The following is a 15,384-nucleotide window of genomic DNA, read 5'->3' as shown; positions in this document are numbered from 1 at the left end:
GTATCCCATTCTGAAGGGGCGTCGTTGCCGCGGGACATCGCGAAAACAAGAATTTGCGTGTGATGAATATAACCCTCTTCAGTCACCGATAGCAATCTTTTTTATCCGCATAGTGTCACGATGCGCGTAAATCGGACGCTTTAGGCGTTGAGACCATCCCTTAGATCCATGATGAAATCCTCGGCGGCGGCACGCAGGGGCGGCAGGAAATTCTCGGTCATGTCCCGGTCAGGGGTAGTGGCCTCGTGGACTGAGGCGCTCATGGCTGCTACAACCTCACCTCGGCGGTTCCGAAGGGGGACCGCAACGGCGCGTATTCCGGCCTCAAGCAATTGGTCAACGTAGCTCCAGCCCTGCTCTCGAACGGCCGCCAGTGTGACCTCGAGGTCTGCAAGGCCGTTGGCGGCCCTGTCTCTGCCCGCGGAACGCTTGGCGTCTTCAAGGGCGGCGGACGGCAGAAGGGACAGGAGGACCTGGCCCATGGCCGTGCGCTCTGCTGGAACCCGTGTGCCCGGGCGAATGTTCACGATCAAGGGGCTCGGCGCGCTGGCCCTGTCTACGTAGCGCAGGTCCATGCCGTCCAGAACGCCGATGGAAACGGACGCGCCGAGCTTCCGCGCCAATGCTTCGAGGCGGGGTTTGGCCACGTCTGTGAGCGAAAGCCGGGACAGCAGGGAGTATCCCAACTCCAGCACCAGGGGGGTCGGGGCGTAGCTGCGCCCCTGCTGCTCAAGGTAGCCAAGGGAGGCCAGGGTCAGGACGAAGCGACGCGCCGCCGAGCGCGGCAGCCGGCACCGCGCGGATATCTGTGCCAGGTTCATGGCTGGGTGGCCTTCATCGAAGGCGGTGAGGATGCACAACCCCCGTTCTACCGACTGGATGACATCCGATGGGCGCACCTTGGAGCGAGCATCGTTGGCAGGCGCCATCACGGACCTGGCCGGAGCTGCTCCGGAAGCCGGCCAGAGGACGGCCGCGGTCCGTTGCGCGGCAGTCTGGAGCAGCGGAACGAAGTCGTTCTCGAGTACCTCGGCGTCCACGCGTGTGGCGTGGGCTGCAATGTTCAGTGCGGCGACGATCCGGCCCTCCGGGTCACGCAGGGGAACGGCCACAGACCGGATTCCCGGCGTCAACTCCTGATCCGCCACCGCCCAGCCACGCTCGCGGGCTTCCACGATGCGTTTCCGCACGTAGTCGGGGTCGAAACCAGAGCCGGGCTCAATGAACTCAAGGTAATCCTCGAGTTCGTCCGGAGAGAGGGCGCCCAGCAGAATGCGGCCGGTGGCCGTGCTGTAGGCCGCAACGCTGGTGCCGACGGTGATATTTGCCGTGACGATCCTGTCGGCAGCTACGCGGGCGGCGTAATAGACGCGGCGCCTGTGCAGGACGGTCAGGGAAGCAGTTTCCCCCACCGCCCGGACCAGCTCGACCAGATGGGGGTGGGCGGCGTCCGGCAGCGGGCTGCTGCGAAGGTATGCGTCGCCGATCGCGAGCACCCCGGGGGTCAACCTGTATCCTTCGGCCGACTGGCTTGCATAGCCCAGGTACTCCAAGGTGAGGGCGAACCTGCGCGCCGCAGTGCGCGTAATACCCACAAGCGAAGCCACGTCCGTGACGGAGAGCGCCTCTTCCCGCGCACTGAATGCCCTGAGGACCGATAGGCCCCGTTCCAGGGAGTCCACATAGTCCGGGTCTGTGGCCGCGAGCTCTGCGGCGGCCGGCATTGATGCATTCACACTCTCGAATCTAAACCATTGCCCCGCAAATCAACTGCCCACCGCGCAGCCCTGCTTGACGTCCAATGAGACCCATGCAACACTATTTCAACCGAATAGCGCGCAGAAGCGCGGAAAATGGATACAAAATGTTGCTCCCTCGGAAGGCTCCTACAGTGCTCACTTCAGAACAGAACGTCTTGCTGACCCAGACCGGCCCGGAAACGCCGATGGGGCGCTTATTCCGGCGGTATTGGTTCCCTGCGCTCCTCGCCGAGGAACTCCCCGAAGCGGACTGCCCGCCGGTGCGAGTCCAGCTCCTGGGCGAGAAGCTCATCGCTTTCCGCGACACGTCCGGCCGGTTGGGCCTGTTGGACGAGTTCTGCGCACACCGGACTGCTTCCCTGTACTTCGGACGCAACGAGGAAAACGGCCTCCGGTGTGCCTACCACGGATGGAAGTACGACGTGGAGGGAAACCTGGCGGACATGCCGTCCGAGCCGGAAGACTCCAAGTTCAAGTGCCGGATCAAGCAGAAGTCATATCCCCTCGTAGAACGGGGAGGCGTGCTGTGGGCGTACATGGGCGCCGGGGAGCAGCTGCCGGAGCTTCCGGAACTCGAATGGGCCCTGCTTGGCGACGGGCAGCGCTTTATTTCCAAGCGCCTTCAGGAAACTAATTACCTCCAGGCCATGGAGGGTGGCATCGACTCTAGCCATGTGTCCTTCGCCCACCGCTTCAACCTGGACGATGACCCGATGCACTCCGGAACGGCGGGCAATGAGTACATCAAGGCTGACACCCGCCCGAAGTTCGAGGTTGCCGAAAGCGACGGCGGTCTGCTGATCGGAGCCCGCCGCAACGCGAACGAGGAAGAGTTTTACTGGCGCATCACCCAGTGGATCATGCCCTTTTATACGATCATTCCGCCCTTCGGCACCCACAATCCCATGGGCGGGCACGCCTGGGTCCCGATCGACGACACCACGTGCTGGGCCTGGTCCTGGAACTACCACCCGACGCGCGACCTGCGGGAAGACGAACTGGAGCAGATGCGCAATGGCGACGGCATCCACGCCAAATACATTCCCGGAACCTATCGGACCCTCGCCAACAAGGGCAATGACTATCTCATGGACCGTGAGGCCCAGAAGCAGAACAAGACCTTCTCCGGCATCGAGGGCATCGCCGCGCAGGATTTCTCCCTGCAGGAGAGCATGGGCGACATCGCGGACCGCACCAAGGAGCGGCTGGGCACCTCCGACGCCGCCATCATCCTGGCACGGCGCCGCCTGCTGGCAGCGCTGGACTCCATGGAGGACGAGGCCCTGCCGGGCATCGACACCGCGGACCAGCGCGTGCGCTCGACGTCAATGCTGCTCCCCAAGGACGTCCCGTTCCACGAGGGTGCGCACCAGGCCATCCAGGTGGTCCCCGGAACCGACTTCGTTTCCATCTAGACCCGAACCCGCTAGGAGTTCCGTATGAAAGACCACGGTTCCATGTTTGCCTCTCCCGACACGGCCGGGATGCTGGCAGCGCCCCTTCCCGATGCTGTCAGGGCGGCCGTGTCGTTGCCTGATTCGACCACCACGGTCCAATCGATCGACCCGAGACTATCCACGAGCGCCGCAGGCTGGCTGAAGGTCGAATCCTCCGCCCTGTGCGGAACCGATCTGGACCTGTACCAACAGGGCCTCGCCCGGCCCACAGTGATGGGCCACCACGTCGTTGGCGAAATCGTCTCTCTCACCCCTGTCATGCAGTGGTCGTGGGACGTCGAGGTCGGCGACAGAGTGGCACTGGAGGAGTACCTCCCCTGCGGGCGGGCCACCTGCGCTACCTGCCTGCAGCCGGATATCTACCGTTTCTGCCCGGACGCGGATTTGTGGGGCGGACAGCGCCGGGTAGGAATGCTGGGACTCCACGAGAGTTCTGGTCTTCACGGCGGCAACGCGGAATACATGGAACTGTCGACCCAGACAGTGCTGCACAAGCTGCCCCGGGATCTGGATTCGAACCTCGCCGCCTGGACCCAACCCTTCGCCAACGCGGTCGATTGGGTCATCAACATCGGTGGCGCCACGAGTGGCTCGCGCGTGGCCATCATCGGGCCGGGCTACCACGGCATCGCCGCCGTGGCGGCCGCCAGGGCATCCGGCGCCCAGGAGATCGTCGTGCTCGGACGCAACTCGCGCACCAGCCGCGACCGCCTGGAGATCGCCGAGGCCATGGGCGCCTCCATCCTCGTCAACGACGACGCCTCATCAACGTCCGCGGCCTTGGGCCGGCACGGCAACGCCAGCGGATTCGACGTCATCGTCGATACCGTCGGTCTTGGTGGACCAGCACTCCAAACCACAGAACACCTCCGGAAACTGGGACGTCTGGTCCTGGCCGGACTCGGGGATACCCCCGTCGCAGAAGTGAACCTGAAGACCCTGGTGCGCGGCGCGTCCGGTGTCGTCGGCGTACGCGGCCGTTCGCCGCAAGCTATCACCAGGAGCATCGAACTTCTGGCGGCCGGAGACACCGGCTTGGAACACGTGCCGAGCATCGAGGTGGGGCTCGACGGCGTCGACGAACTCTTCCGCACTCTTCTGGACCGGTCAGGGCCCAGCAGTCCGCACGTCGTCGTTCGACCTTCGCTCTGAACAGCGACAACCCAAGCTAAGGAAAACCCATGACACGTTTAACGTCGCGCGCCTACTATAAGGCCCGCATCCTGCTCGTACCCCTCGGGCCCTCGGGCGCTGCACTCGTCTCGTCAATGTCCGACGCCGGCCTGCGGGAAGTCCTGGTCGCCGCCCCCGCAAGCCACCCGGACGGCGTACTCCTGCGCGGGATCGACGAACCCGAGGCCCAACCCATCACCGAAACCATCAGCGACCTCGCGGCCAGCACGGACATGATGGTGTTCCTCGGGTCGCGGCTCGAAGAGATTCCCGACGATTTTGTTGAGGCCATGGCCACTGCAGGGCGGAACCAGGGGACACTTCTCGCCGGCGTCCTGGTCGGCCTCGGCGGCTGGGATTCCGAGCCCGGCTCGACCTCCATGCGGGTGCTGCGCCGCGAACTCGACATGCTCGTCACCGTCAGGAAAACCGACCTCGCACGCGACTTCATCGAGGTCCTCAAAGGCGGAACCAGGGAAGCCATTCCCGGCACACTCTTCCAACACCCCACCGGAGCCTGACCATGTCCCAAGACACCCTCGACCTCGTTGTGCACGGTCTGCGCCAGGAATCCACCAACGTCATCTCCCTCGAACTCGCCCTTCCCGACGGCAGCACACTCCCCGAATGGCAGCCCGGCGCCCACCTGGAAATCGTCCTTCCGTCGGGCATGGTGCGGCACTACAGCCTGTGCTCCGACCCCCGTAATCTGCACAAATACCGTCTCGCCGTCCTCCGCGAGACCGGCGGGCGCGGCGGGTCAGAGGAACTCCACTCCGAGACCCGGCTGGGTACAAAACTGACGGCGCGCGGACCGCGCAACCATTTCAAGATAGAGGACGGCGCAGCCCACTACCTGCTGGTCGCCGGCGGCATCGGCATCACGCCCATCATGGCCATGGCACGGGAACTGGTGGCCGCCGGTAAAAGCACCCGTCTCGTCTACTGCGGATCCAGCCGGCAGACCATGGCGTTCATCGACGAGATCCAGGAGATCATGGGAGACTCCCTTGCGCTCTACCCCCGGGACGAGCGCGGCCGTGCCGACCTGCTCGCCGAAATCAAGAACGCGCCCGCCGGAACAGCCGTCTACGCGTGCGGACCGGAACGGCTCCTGGCCGACCTTCAGGACATCACCGCATACACACTCGGTGCAGACGCCTTCCATGCGGAACTGTTTGCCGCCGCCACGCCACCGAGCCGCACCGAGGACACAGCGGAAACAGAGGCAGACGCACCATTTGAAATTGAGCTGCGGCAATCCGGCTGCACGCTGACCGTTCCACCAGAAAAGTCCGTCCTTGACGTCGTACTCGAAGTAAACCCCTCCTTCATGTCCTCCTGCGAGGAAGGGTTCTGCGGTACCTGCGAAACCAAGGTCCTGGAAGGTGAAGTCGAACACCGCGACACCATCCTCTCGCAAAAGGAACGGGCCAGGAACGACACCATGTTCATCTGCGTCAGCCGCTCCAAGTGCCCCAAACTGGTGTTGGACGCCTAGAAGACGCCTCTCTGTTGGCATAGCTGGATAAGGCACGGCAATGGAAAACTTGACGGGTAAGTGCACCCGCGACCCATAGCGAGCACCGTCGCTCCGAGGCGGCCGCAGGGCTGCGGTCGACGTTCTTGTCCCCGTCCTTGAATGTCTCTGTCGACATTCACTCAACGATCACGCCCTTCTGACGCGCTCTGGATTGCAGCCCACGGAGTCGAACTGCGCGCCCTGTATGAGCAGGCGCAGGGTTCCACATTTCTGCCGGTCTTTGAACACGAAGGACAGTTCATGGACGCCGGAGCTGACATCGTCATCGAAGTCAATGTCCATGACAGGGCCGCGATGGACTGTGGCTTGGACGCGGCGGTCGCCCGGATGATCGAGTCGCCCGGCGGGGCCGCGGCCTCGTCATCTTGGTATCCCGTCTGAGAGACGGACACTTTACCGTGAGGCTGAGCGAAGCGGTCCCCTTCGGCTACACGAAACAGCTCGATGCCCGGAAGAGGTCCCTCTGACCATTTGCCGGCTCGTTCGGCGCTTGCTGGCACTCCGGCCTGCGACGCACTTCTGTAAGAGGCACGCTCTAACCGCAAGACGGACGCGCCACTGCCGAGGGGCGCAGCAAGCGGCGCCGACTCCACCGGAATCCCAGCCCCCTACAGCGCCGTTTAGTCGCATCAGGCAGCGTATGTGGCTGGTGTGAAGCACACAGCGGGCGTAGAACGCGGGATGGGCTGGTTGGAATGCTGACACGGCGGCCGGCTCACTGGGCGCGGGTGCGGTCACCTTAGTTGAGGGCTCATTCTTCTGGTTCTCCGGCGGGAAGGGCGACATCTGGCGCCCCCTGGTTCATGGTCCTGTTCGGCGGGGACTCACTCTGGGCGTCCCTTATGGCGCTGCCGGTGGATCCATCCCTGGCATTCGGCACTATCCAGACCCTCGCGGACCATCAGGGGAGTGTCGTAGATGAGATGAGCGGGGAGGACCCGGGGCAGGCAACATCACGACGCCGTCGCGGAGGAGCTCGATTCCCCGGTACAGGCCATCGGCTCGACTTTCTCTTCGCAGCGGGTAAAGTACAGGGGCGCGGGCTCGACGGCTTATGCGCCGGTTCCCGAGGAAATTGCCCCGATATTCAATAGGGTGGGCCGTTTCGGCGGTCTTCCACGCTCGGACGCGGCCGCCCGTAGCCCGTTGACTCTTCGCACCGGTCGGGGGTCCGATGATCCGCAGCGGGACAAGCCGGCCACCCCGCCTCCCGGCAAAAGTTCCTCGGCGGGCTCATTCATGGCTTTTCCATCGTTGAGTGCACGCGGCAATCGTAGAACGGACGCGGCGGCGCGCCTCCGAGGCGCCGCCGCGAGAGGTCCAGTGGGATCGCACCGACACCCGTAGTAACGGGGACAGCTTTCACCATGGTGAACGTTCTCCGGAACTGCTGCCTCCAGTGCCGCCTTAGCTTCTTCGTACGTGCCGCCCTGGGCTGTGATGTGATCACGTAAACGAAGACCCTGCAGGCGCACAGTCATGCCCGGAGTGAGACTGTCGACTCCTGGGCGGTGAGAAAGTCGCTTCGGACCTGATTGCGGTTTCAAGCTTCGGCTGACGCCTTCGATAAGAATCAGGGCCTTAGGCTTGGGCTAAGCGAGCGGCCGTGCGGCCCAAGTGATCGCGCATGATCACGATCGCGGCGTCGACGTCGCGGGCGGCGACGGCATCGATGAAGCGACGGTGCTCCTCGACGCCGCTGGTGTCGTGGTGAGCCGCGTCGTGCAGTGACCGGAGGATCGGCTGCTGGATCGATGTGAGCAGCATGAGGACCGCGGGGTTGTGCGCCGCGGCGGCGACGCGGAGGTGGAAGCTCAGGGATGTGCGCACATTGTAGTCGCCTCGCTCGCGCTCTGCGAGGGCTCGGTCGCAGAGCGCGTAGAGCTCCACAATGTCTGCATCCGTTGCACGCTCGCACACCAGCGGGATCACGCTCAGCTCGAGAAGCGTGCGCGCCTCCGTGATTTCGGCCGCTATCAGAGTGGAGAGTGCGAGAAGGTCGCCGATGTTGTCGCGCACGACATCGATCGGTGGAACCGTGACGAATGCGCCGCCGCTCACACCGACCTTGACGGCGACCAGCCCGTTCGTCTCGAGGATTCGCAATGTTTCGCGGACCGTGACGCGGCTCACGCCTAGCTGAACGCACAGGTCGCGCTCGGAGGGCAGGCGATCTCCGACTGCGATCACGCCCTCCTGGATCATGGTCCGGATCCTGTCCGCGACCGTCTGAGAGGAACGCTGCGCCTCGATCGGGGTGAACAGATCGGTGGGGACCGTTCTCCCTGGGCGGTCAGTTTGTGAACTGTTCGTCGTAGTCCTCGTTGCTTTCATGTGCGGTGCCTTCCTGGGGCGTCCTCGCCTGGCGTCCGGGTCTGAGCAGGGTGGTCAGTGTCGGCGTGGAAATGATGATACCGGCGATCCCCGCGGCGACAGCAGCGCTGGGGACGATGAGGATGAGGCCTGCGGTCGCCAGCGGGGACGCGAGCAGCGACACGGACCGGAACGTCCCGATGGATGCGATGGCGCGCCCACGATCGTCGTCGCTGACGGAATCTGCCGCCAAGGCCGGACCGACCGTCTGCAGAATCCCGGCACCTGCGCCCGATATGGCGAGCCCGACAACGACCACCCAGATCGGATTTGGGAAGAACGACGCGAGCGCGAGTCCCAGACCTGCCCCCGCCGTGCCGATCGCGTTCGCGACGCGCGGACCCGCGGCTTGGATGCGGCGGGAGAAGGCACTGCCGCCAAGCGAAGCGAGATTGGCGACCGTCACGAGGGTGCCGGCGACGGGGACGCTGTAGCCGACCTGGGTCAGGATGACGGGTAGGTAGGAATTGAGGATCCCGCGCCACGCACCGCCGACCGCTGTCATGCTGGCGGCCATGCTGACACCTGGCTGCCGCCAGATCTGCCGCGGGCGCCCGGTGCTGTGGCGGCTCCGCTGCGGGAACGGGGCGAAGTGGATGAGGGCGATCGCCGGCGCGAGCGCGATCGCCGCGAGTGCGGCGGCTGACAGGAGGGACATCTGCAGTGACCAGGCGCCAATGAAGCCCGCCAGTGCCGGCCCGATCAGCTGGCCGACGCCTTGGACGACGTTCAGGCGGGAGAGTGCGGTGACGGCGGATTCGGATGCGCGGACGACATGCGTCTGGCTTCCGGTCCAGAAATAGGCGCGTGCCGCTCCTTGCAGGAGTTGGGCAATGATGAAGGCCCACAATGCGGTGCTGAGGCCGAGGAGGAAACAGGATGTGGCCAGCAGCAGCGTGGCTGCGGCGATGAAGTGCTTGGTGGGCAGCCGACTCATTAGGGTGCCCATGCCGAGGCGCGCGACGGTCTGCGACACCGCGGAGACCGCGACGATGATCCCGATCAGCTCGATGGAGTGCCCGGCCTGAACGGCCAGGATCGGCACGACGACGGCCGCCATTGCCTGCGCGATCGAGAAGGCGATGTTCGCCGACTGGGTGAGGTAGTGGTCGCGTCGAAGGCGCCGCGGATCGTTCGGTGATGCGGAATCGTCGGTGCGTGACATGTCGGCCTCCTTCCCTGAGTGTAATGGTTTGTCCATTATACAGATGTGCTTTTCCAGGACGAAAGGCATTGGGTCGATCGCTGTCCATATGCGGCGCGGCTAAAACCTGAGGAAGCGGCCAGCCGATGTTTGGCATCACGCTCGAGGACATCACCGGGATCGCCGGCCCCGATCGCCGCCGCGGCGCACGACCCCACGGTCCTCATGTTGCTCACGTCGATCCAGCGGCCGATCCTCCGGTCACTGCAGGATGCGGGTCACCATGACGCCAGCGGGTCGAGGAGCACCGTCGCTTCGTCGATGCCGTCGCCGCCCGCGACGTCGACGCCGCGATCGTGATCATGCGCGATCACTTGGGCGGCACGGCCGCTCGCCTAGCCGAAGCCTAAGGCCCTCACGCAGCTCCCTCTTGACACGCAGGGCCACATCGACCATTATCGCTATCACAAATGGTCTAACCATTCACGCGGGAATTCAGATGTTCCCGGGTGAAGAAAACGTCCCAGGAGTGATCAATGCGGATCGAAGCCAAGCGACACCTCTGCCAGAGCTACGGCAACTGCGTAGCCATCGACCCGGAGCACCTCGACCTTGACGACGAAGGGCTCGTCGTGATCAACCGAGATTCCGTCGCGGACGGTGAGCTCGCAACCGTTCAGGCGGGAATCCGCAGCTGCCCCGTGAACGCGCTCGTCCTCGTTGACGGGGAGTGACCGTGCCCACCCTCACCGCGCCTCCGATGCGCGTTGTCATCGTCGGCGGTTCCGTGGCCGGTGCCCGCACCGCGCAGGCACTACGCGCGGACGGCTTCTCAGGCGAGCTGATCGTCATCGAGCCCGAGGCCGGGGAGGCGTACGACCGCCCGCCACTCTCGAAGGAGTACCTGACCGGCACGTGGTCGCGCGCGCAACTCGACCTGATCCCCGGTGGTTGGGCGTCTTTGGATGCCACGGTAATCCCAGCACACGCCACCGGGCTGAATGTGCAGGAACGCCGGATTACGCTCTCCGACGGACCAGTGATCGGCTACGACGCACTGGTGATCGCAACCGGTCTCTCGCCCCGGCGCCTGGTCGCGGACGACGGCGAGCCGATCGGCCACGTCATCGGGACGGCGTCCGACGCCGATGCCCTCCGCGACCAGCTCCGCGAGGGCGAGCACGTCGTCGCGGTCGGCGGCGGGTTCATCGCGGCCGAAGCAGCGTCCGTGGCCCGCGAACTCGGCCTTCCGGTCACGATCATCGACCGGCGCGGTACACTGCTCGAGCGCAGTCTCGGTGCCGTCGTCGGCGCTCACATCGCGGCTACCCATCGCGATCGCGGCGTCGACCTGCGCACGCACGCACGGATCACCTCGATTACGCGTGACGGCAGCGGCGCCGTGATTACGCTGGAGGGCGGCGAGCGGATCCACGCGGGCGCCCTTGTCGCCGGCATCGGATCAGAGCCCAACACCGCCTGGCTCCAGGGCTCGGGCATACGCGTCGACGTCGGCGTGATCACCGACGCCCGGTGCCGCGCGTTCGGCGCTGCCGGGGTCTACGCTTTGGGGGACGTTGCGCACTTCTACGATGTCCACTCCGCCAAGCCCCGCAGGGTCGGCCATTGGACGCACGCGGCCGATCAGGCTACCGTCGTCGCCCACAACATCCTGCATCCGCAGGATCCGATCGGATACCGGGAGGCGCCCTACTTCTGGTCGGACCAGTTCGGCGAGAAGATCCAGGTCGCCGGACACCCGGAGCCGGACGCCCACGTCGATCTCCTGACGCTGGACGGCCCCACCCCGCGTCGGATCGCGATCTACACGCACGGCGACGACGACGGTTGCGGTGCCGTCGTCACATTCGGTTGGCCGCGTGGCATGGTCGCCGTGCGCCGCCTGATGCCGCTCGAACCGACGACCGCCGAGATGCTCAGCGAGCTCGAGAAGCTCGCCGCGGGCGCACGCACTGTCGCCGCCGGTTGAAGCCGGTCGTTTCCTTCCCATTCCGTACACGAAAGCGAGCTTTCACGATGACCACAAACATTTGCTCCAGTTCACAAACTTGTCCCACGTCAGAATCTTGTCTCACGCCTGCTCCTCAGACCGAGGACCCGCGCCGCGCACGCGATCTGGTCGACTTGCAGACCGGACAGGTCAGCCGCGAGATCTTCGTCAACCAGGAGATCTTCGATCTCGAAATGCAGAATCTGTTTCCCCGTGCCTGGCTATTCGTCGGCCATGCGTCGCAGGTCCCCAACCCGGGTGACTACTTCTCCTCGTGGATGGGCAGCGACCCGGTCCTGCTCACGCGCGATGTGGACGGTGGTATCTACGTGCTGCTGAACTCCTGCCGCCACCGCGGCATGCGCGTGTCCCGTTATGATGAGGGCAATACCATGCAGTTCACCTGCCCCTATCACGCCTGGTCCTACTCGATGGACGGCAGCTTGGTCAACGTGCCCGGTGACCTTTTCGGCGTCCCGCACATGAAGGTCGCCTACGGCGGCAAGCTCGATAAGCAGAACTGGGGCCTGGTGCGCTGCCCAAAGGTCTACAACTACAAGGGCCTCGTCTTCGCCAACTGGGATGAGAACGCGGAGGACTTCCTCGACTACGTTGGCGACTTCCACTGGTGGCTGGACAACCTCGCCGACGCCTTCGACGGCACCCCCGGCGACACCGAGGTGTTCCACGGTGTGCTCAAGTGGCGCATCAAGTCGAACTGGAAGTTCGTTTCGGAAAACTTCCTCGGCGACACATACCACGGCGCCTCGACGCACGCCTCCGTCGAGGCCATCGGCATCGGCCCAGGCGGCCGCGGCAAACGTCGCCACGGCGAGCGTCAGGACCAGGGCGGCCACTCAAGAGGCCGCATGAAGACCTCGTTCCGCAATGGTCACGGCGCCAGCGACAACCTCGCCTATGAGATCGCCTATCCCGAGTTTGTCGAGCCGGAGATGAACGAGTACTTCGACCAGGCCTGGGCAACCCGCAAGGAGCGTCTGGACGCCGAGGACCGCCGCCTAGGCGGTCGCGGCCCGGCGACGATGTTCCCGAACATGTCGTTCGCGGCCGGCTTCCCGCGGAGCATCCTCGTTGCGCATCCGATCAGTTCCACGGAGACCGAGGTGTGGCGCTGGTTCCTCACGGACAAGAAGGCCCCCGAGCACGTGCGCGAATGGCTGCGCCAGTACTACATGCGCTACGGCGGGCCTGCAGGCATGACCGAGCAGGACGACATGGAGAACTGGGACTACGCTACCCAGGCGTCAAAGGGCGTCATCGCCCAGCGGTACCCGTACAACTACCAGCAGGGTCTCGGCACAGAGCAGCTCTCGGAGCTCGATGGTGCGGTGCATTCCAACCACGCGATCTCCGGTGAAGTGAACGCGCGGGCCTTCTACCGCCGCTGGTCGGAGTTCGTCGACAACCTCAGCTGGGACGAGCTCATGGAGATAGCGAAGTCGGACGACCGGATTGACGCGATTATTCGCCGCCAGGACGAAGAAGCAGCTGCCGAAGCCGCCGCAGGAAAGGTAACCACTGATGTTGACGCCTGACTACTCCAAGGGACCGGACCGCTGGGCGCTCCTGCAGGAGGTCTCGGAGTTTCTGTTCACCGAAGCGGACCTCCTGGACGAACGCCGGTATGAGGACTGGCTGGATCTGCTCGCAGACGACTACCAGTACAGCGTTCCGCTGCGGATGAACGTCGAATACGCCGATGCGGACACCCGTGGTGAGACGAAGGCCGGGTCCGAGGTTTGCTGGTTCGATGAGCCGAAATCGACGGTCGAGCTGCGTGTGATGCAGCTCGCCACCGGCGTGCACTGGGCGGAGGAACCCGTCTCCCGGGTCTCACACCTGGTGACCAACATCCGCATCGAGGAAGTAACCTGGCCAGAGATCAAGCTCTCGAGCCGATTCCTCGTTTACCGTAACCGTGTAGCCGACGAGACCGACTTCTTCGTCGGGCGCCGCAAGGACACCCTCCGCAAGACGGACGACGGATGGAAGGTCGTTAACCGCTCCCTGCTGCTGGATCAGACAGTGCTACTCGCCAAGAACCTCTCCGTCTTCCTCTGACGACAGGTGCCGCCCGAGAACACGTCTCCCTCCCTCATTCCCGCCCTGCGGAAAGGCGCCCCCTGCCTTTCCGCAAGGTGGGAACCTTCTTTAGCGAGAGTAGGGCTGGAGTATGCCTGCCGCCGAAACGAGAACACAGCCCAACTATCCGGTCTCCTCGGTCGGCAACAGCCTCCGTCTCCTCCCATGAGCCAGAAGTCCGGACGGGCTCGGTGCTTCTCGACCTCAGCCTGTCTGCCGTGCGGTACATGCATGCGCGCTTGCTGGCACGCCCCATTCTCGCAGATCTGGCCATGCGACTGGACGACTCCGTCCATCTCGCCGTCCTAGATGTACTGAGCCGGGACGTTGTTGACATGTAGGTCTTGAAACGAGGAGGACCTCCGGGCTAAGTGGAGCTGTCTAGTTCACACACTTTGCGCTCGGAGGTCCTCGTGTCCCACGTTAATGCCCGTCTGACAGTTCATGGAAGACGCCTGATCGTTGACCGTGTGGCCGCAGGCCGCCCGGTCGCCCATATCGCTGCGGAGCTGGGCGTTTCCCGGCAGACCGCGTACCGGTGGGTCAGACGATTCCGGGCCGAGGGCGCGGCCGGCCTGCCGGACCGTTCGAGCCGGCCGAAGTCATCACCGGCCCGGACGAGTTCCGAACGTGAACAGGCCGTCCTGGACGCCCGGCGTTCTGTGAGGTTCGGGCCACTGCGGATCGCTGCGCTCACCGGCGTTCCGGCCCGGACGGTGTCCCGGATCCTGCACCGGCACGGGGTTCCGCGGCTGGCGGACTGCGATCCGCTGACCGGCGCCCCGATCCGTACGGCCCGGACCACGGCGAACCGGTACGAGCGGGCCCGGCCCGGGGAACTCGTCCACCTGGACGTCAAGAAGCTCGGACGCATCCCCGACGGCGGCGGCTGGCGCGCCCACGGCCGCTCGGAGCAGGTCAAGGGACGCGGCATCGGATACGACTACGTCCACGTCGCGATCGATGACCACACCCGCATCGGCTATGCCGAAGTCCTCCCCGACGAGAAGGGTGCCACCGCGGCCGGGTTCCTCACGCGCGCCGCAGGCTACTTCGCCGCACAGGGCATCCACCGGATCGAACGCGTCATCACCGACAATGCCTTCGCCTACCGCAACTCCGCCGCGTTCCATCAGGCCGTTTTGGACCTCGGAGCCGTTCAGCGCTTCATCAAGCCCCACTGCCCCTGGACCAACGGCAAAGCCGAACGCTTCAACCGGACCCTGCAAACCGAATGGGCTTACCGGCAGGTCTTCACCAGCAGCAACCACCGCCATGCCACCCTTGCGCCATGGCTCCAGCACTACAACACTGAACGAATCCACACCGGCATCGGAACCACACCCATCTCCCGGGTGTCACCAACCTGATGGCTCAGTACACCTAGAAGGCGCCAACGTCCGCTAGTGTCCCGCGCCGCGGGACCGCAGCAACTGCGCATTGCGGAGCGCACCGGCCAGGTGCTCCCTGCGCATACAAATGCCATCGGGACGCGCGATGCTCGCAGATCTCCGACCAGACCACCTCGCGCAGATGCTCCAGCGGCTCGCGGTCCAGGACGCCGATGTCGCCGCCCTCGAAGCGCAGCCCGCTCAGATCCGCGAGTTCGGCTCCGCGCTCAACGCTCGTCCGGATGACATCACGTCCTCGGCGATGACCGTCCAGGATCCGCGCGGCACAACGATCGCCGCGATAGACGCGGCCGGCCCGTCGATCCGTACGGCGCAGCAGGGACAGCAGCAGATCGCCCGCCAGCTTCACGCTGCTGCCGTGCAGATTGAGGAAGCGCTACGCGCTGCGCCAAACCAATGAGGATGCCC

Annotated in this window: 14 protein-coding genes and 1 pseudogene; 12 read left to right on the top strand and 3 right to left on the bottom strand. The window is 64.8% G+C overall.

Features of this window, described 5'->3' with window-relative positions; all coding sequences use genetic code 11:
* Positions 1 to 140 precede the first annotated feature (140 nt).
* Positions 141 to 1,724: an IclR family transcriptional regulator C-terminal domain-containing protein gene (locus ACFVTM_RS21040; RefSeq protein WP_390206017.1), complete on the bottom strand. Its 1,584-nt coding sequence runs from the start codon at positions 1,722 to 1,724 to the stop codon at positions 141 to 143.
* A gap of 167 nt (positions 1,725 to 1,891) precedes the next feature.
* Between ACFVTM_RS21040 and ACFVTM_RS21035 the strand changes: the two genes are divergently transcribed.
* From ACFVTM_RS21035 to ACFVTM_RS21015, 5 genes are all read left to right on the top strand, one after another.
* On the top strand, positions 1,892 to 3,175 hold the full coding sequence (locus ACFVTM_RS21035; protein WP_390206016.1) for a Rieske 2Fe-2S domain-containing protein: 1,284 nt from the start codon (positions 1,892 to 1,894) through the stop codon (positions 3,173 to 3,175).
* 24 nt (positions 3,176 to 3,199) lie between these two features.
* Positions 3,200 to 4,369, top strand: a complete 1,170-nt coding sequence (locus ACFVTM_RS21030; protein ID WP_390206015.1) for a zinc-binding dehydrogenase — start codon at positions 3,200 to 3,202, stop codon at positions 4,367 to 4,369.
* A 29-nt stretch (positions 4,370 to 4,398) separates the two neighbouring features.
* On the top strand, positions 4,399 to 4,911 hold the full coding sequence (locus ACFVTM_RS21025) for a hypothetical protein (protein WP_390206014.1): 513 nt from the start codon (positions 4,399 to 4,401) through the stop codon (positions 4,909 to 4,911).
* A gap of 2 nt (positions 4,912 to 4,913) precedes the next feature.
* Positions 4,914 to 5,891 (top strand): PDR/VanB family oxidoreductase, encoded by a 978-nt coding sequence (locus ACFVTM_RS21020; RefSeq protein WP_390206012.1) that lies wholly within the window; start codon positions 4,914 to 4,916, stop codon positions 5,889 to 5,891.
* Between the two features lie 282 nt (positions 5,892 to 6,173).
* Positions 6,174 to 6,314: a hypothetical protein gene (locus ACFVTM_RS21015; protein ID WP_390206011.1), complete on the top strand. Its 141-nt coding sequence runs from the start codon at positions 6,174 to 6,176 to the stop codon at positions 6,312 to 6,314.
* Positions 6,315 to 7,514: 1,200 nt separating this feature from the next.
* Here ACFVTM_RS21015 and ACFVTM_RS21010 read toward each other — a convergent pair.
* The gene (locus tag ACFVTM_RS21010; protein ID WP_390206010.1) at positions 7,515 to 8,267 is read right to left on the bottom strand and encodes a FadR/GntR family transcriptional regulator; all 753 of its coding nucleotides are present in this window, start codon (positions 8,265 to 8,267) and stop codon (positions 7,515 to 7,517) included.
* Entirely contained in the window at positions 8,227 to 9,471 is a 1,245-nt protein-coding gene (locus ACFVTM_RS21005) for an MFS transporter (protein ID WP_390206008.1), read from the bottom strand. The genes ACFVTM_RS21010 and ACFVTM_RS21005 overlap by 41 nt, the downstream gene beginning before the upstream one ends.
* A 311-nt stretch (positions 9,472 to 9,782) precedes the next feature.
* On the opposite strand from ACFVTM_RS21005, the pseudogene ACFVTM_RS21000 reads away from it, so the two are divergent.
* From ACFVTM_RS21000 to ACFVTM_RS20970, 7 genes and pseudogenes are all read left to right on the top strand, one after another.
* Positions 9,783 to 9,860 (top strand): annotated as a pseudogene (locus tag ACFVTM_RS21000) (hypothetical protein); the annotation flags it as partial.
* A gap of 126 nt (positions 9,861 to 9,986) precedes the next feature.
* Positions 9,987 to 10,184, top strand: coding sequence for a ferredoxin (locus tag ACFVTM_RS20995; protein ID WP_390206007.1), 198 nt, complete (start codon positions 9,987 to 9,989; stop codon positions 10,182 to 10,184).
* Positions 10,185 to 10,186: 2 nt separating this feature from the next.
* Complete coding sequence (locus ACFVTM_RS20990; RefSeq protein WP_390206006.1) at positions 10,187 to 11,440, top strand: NAD(P)/FAD-dependent oxidoreductase; 1,254 nt, start codon at positions 10,187 to 10,189, stop codon at positions 11,438 to 11,440.
* Positions 11,441 to 11,595: 155 nt separating this feature from the next.
* Positions 11,596 to 13,017, top strand: a complete 1,422-nt coding sequence (locus ACFVTM_RS20985) for an aromatic ring-hydroxylating dioxygenase subunit alpha (RefSeq protein WP_390206005.1) — start codon at positions 11,596 to 11,598, stop codon at positions 13,015 to 13,017.
* On the top strand, positions 13,004 to 13,543 hold the full coding sequence (locus tag ACFVTM_RS20980; protein WP_390206004.1) for a 3-phenylpropionate/cinnamic acid dioxygenase subunit beta: 540 nt from the start codon (positions 13,004 to 13,006) through the stop codon (positions 13,541 to 13,543). Before ACFVTM_RS20985 ends, ACFVTM_RS20980 begins: the two co-directional genes overlap by 14 nt.
* Before the next feature lie 434 nt (positions 13,544 to 13,977).
* Complete coding sequence (locus ACFVTM_RS20975; RefSeq protein ID WP_390206003.1) at positions 13,978 to 14,934, top strand: IS481 family transposase; 957 nt, start codon at positions 13,978 to 13,980, stop codon at positions 14,932 to 14,934.
* Positions 14,935 to 15,061: 127 nt separating this feature from the next.
* A complete protein-coding gene (locus ACFVTM_RS20970; protein ID WP_390206002.1) occupies positions 15,062 to 15,376 on the top strand; it encodes an IclR family transcriptional regulator C-terminal domain-containing protein in 315 nt (104 codons plus the stop codon).
* The last annotated feature ends 8 nt before the right edge of the window (positions 15,377 to 15,384 follow it).

The sequence above is a fragment of the Arthrobacter sp. NPDC058130 genome (genome assembly GCF_042884475.1).
In the GTDB taxonomy this organism is placed as follows: Bacteria; Actinomycetota; Actinomycetes; order Actinomycetales; family Micrococcaceae; genus Arthrobacter.
The sequence above is the reverse complement of the archived record's forward strand: the minus strand, read 5'-3'. Positions and strand labels throughout refer to the sequence as shown.

What these genes read in the sequence shown, in the direction of transcription:
- ACFVTM_RS21040 (WP_390206017.1), bottom strand. Translation starts at nt 1,724, where the DNA reads ATGCCGGCCGCCGCAGAGCTCGCGGCCACAGACCCGGACTATGTGGAC.
- ACFVTM_RS21030 (WP_390206015.1), top strand. Translation starts at nt 3,200, where the DNA reads ATGAAAGACCACGGTTCCATGTTTGCCTCTCCCGACACGGCCGGGATG.
- ACFVTM_RS21025 (WP_390206014.1), top strand. Translation starts at nt 4,399, where the DNA reads ATGACACGTTTAACGTCGCGCGCCTACTATAAGGCCCGCATCCTGCTC.
- ACFVTM_RS21020 (WP_390206012.1), top strand. Translation starts at nt 4,914, where the DNA reads ATGTCCCAAGACACCCTCGACCTCGTTGTGCACGGTCTGCGCCAGGAA.
- ACFVTM_RS21015 (WP_390206011.1), top strand. Translation starts at nt 6,174, where the DNA reads ATGGACGCCGGAGCTGACATCGTCATCGAAGTCAATGTCCATGACAGG.
- ACFVTM_RS21010 (WP_390206010.1), bottom strand. Translation starts at nt 8,267, where the DNA reads ATGAAAGCAACGAGGACTACGACGAACAGTTCACAAACTGACCGCCCA.
- ACFVTM_RS21005 (WP_390206008.1), bottom strand. Translation starts at nt 9,471, where the DNA reads ATGTCACGCACCGACGATTCCGCATCACCGAACGATCCGCGGCGCCTT.
- ACFVTM_RS20995 (WP_390206007.1), top strand. Translation starts at nt 9,987, where the DNA reads ATGCGGATCGAAGCCAAGCGACACCTCTGCCAGAGCTACGGCAACTGC.
- ACFVTM_RS20980 (WP_390206004.1), top strand. Translation starts at nt 13,004, where the DNA reads ATGTTGACGCCTGACTACTCCAAGGGACCGGACCGCTGGGCGCTCCTG.
- ACFVTM_RS20970 (WP_390206002.1), top strand. Translation starts at nt 15,062, where the DNA reads ATGCTCGCAGATCTCCGACCAGACCACCTCGCGCAGATGCTCCAGCGG.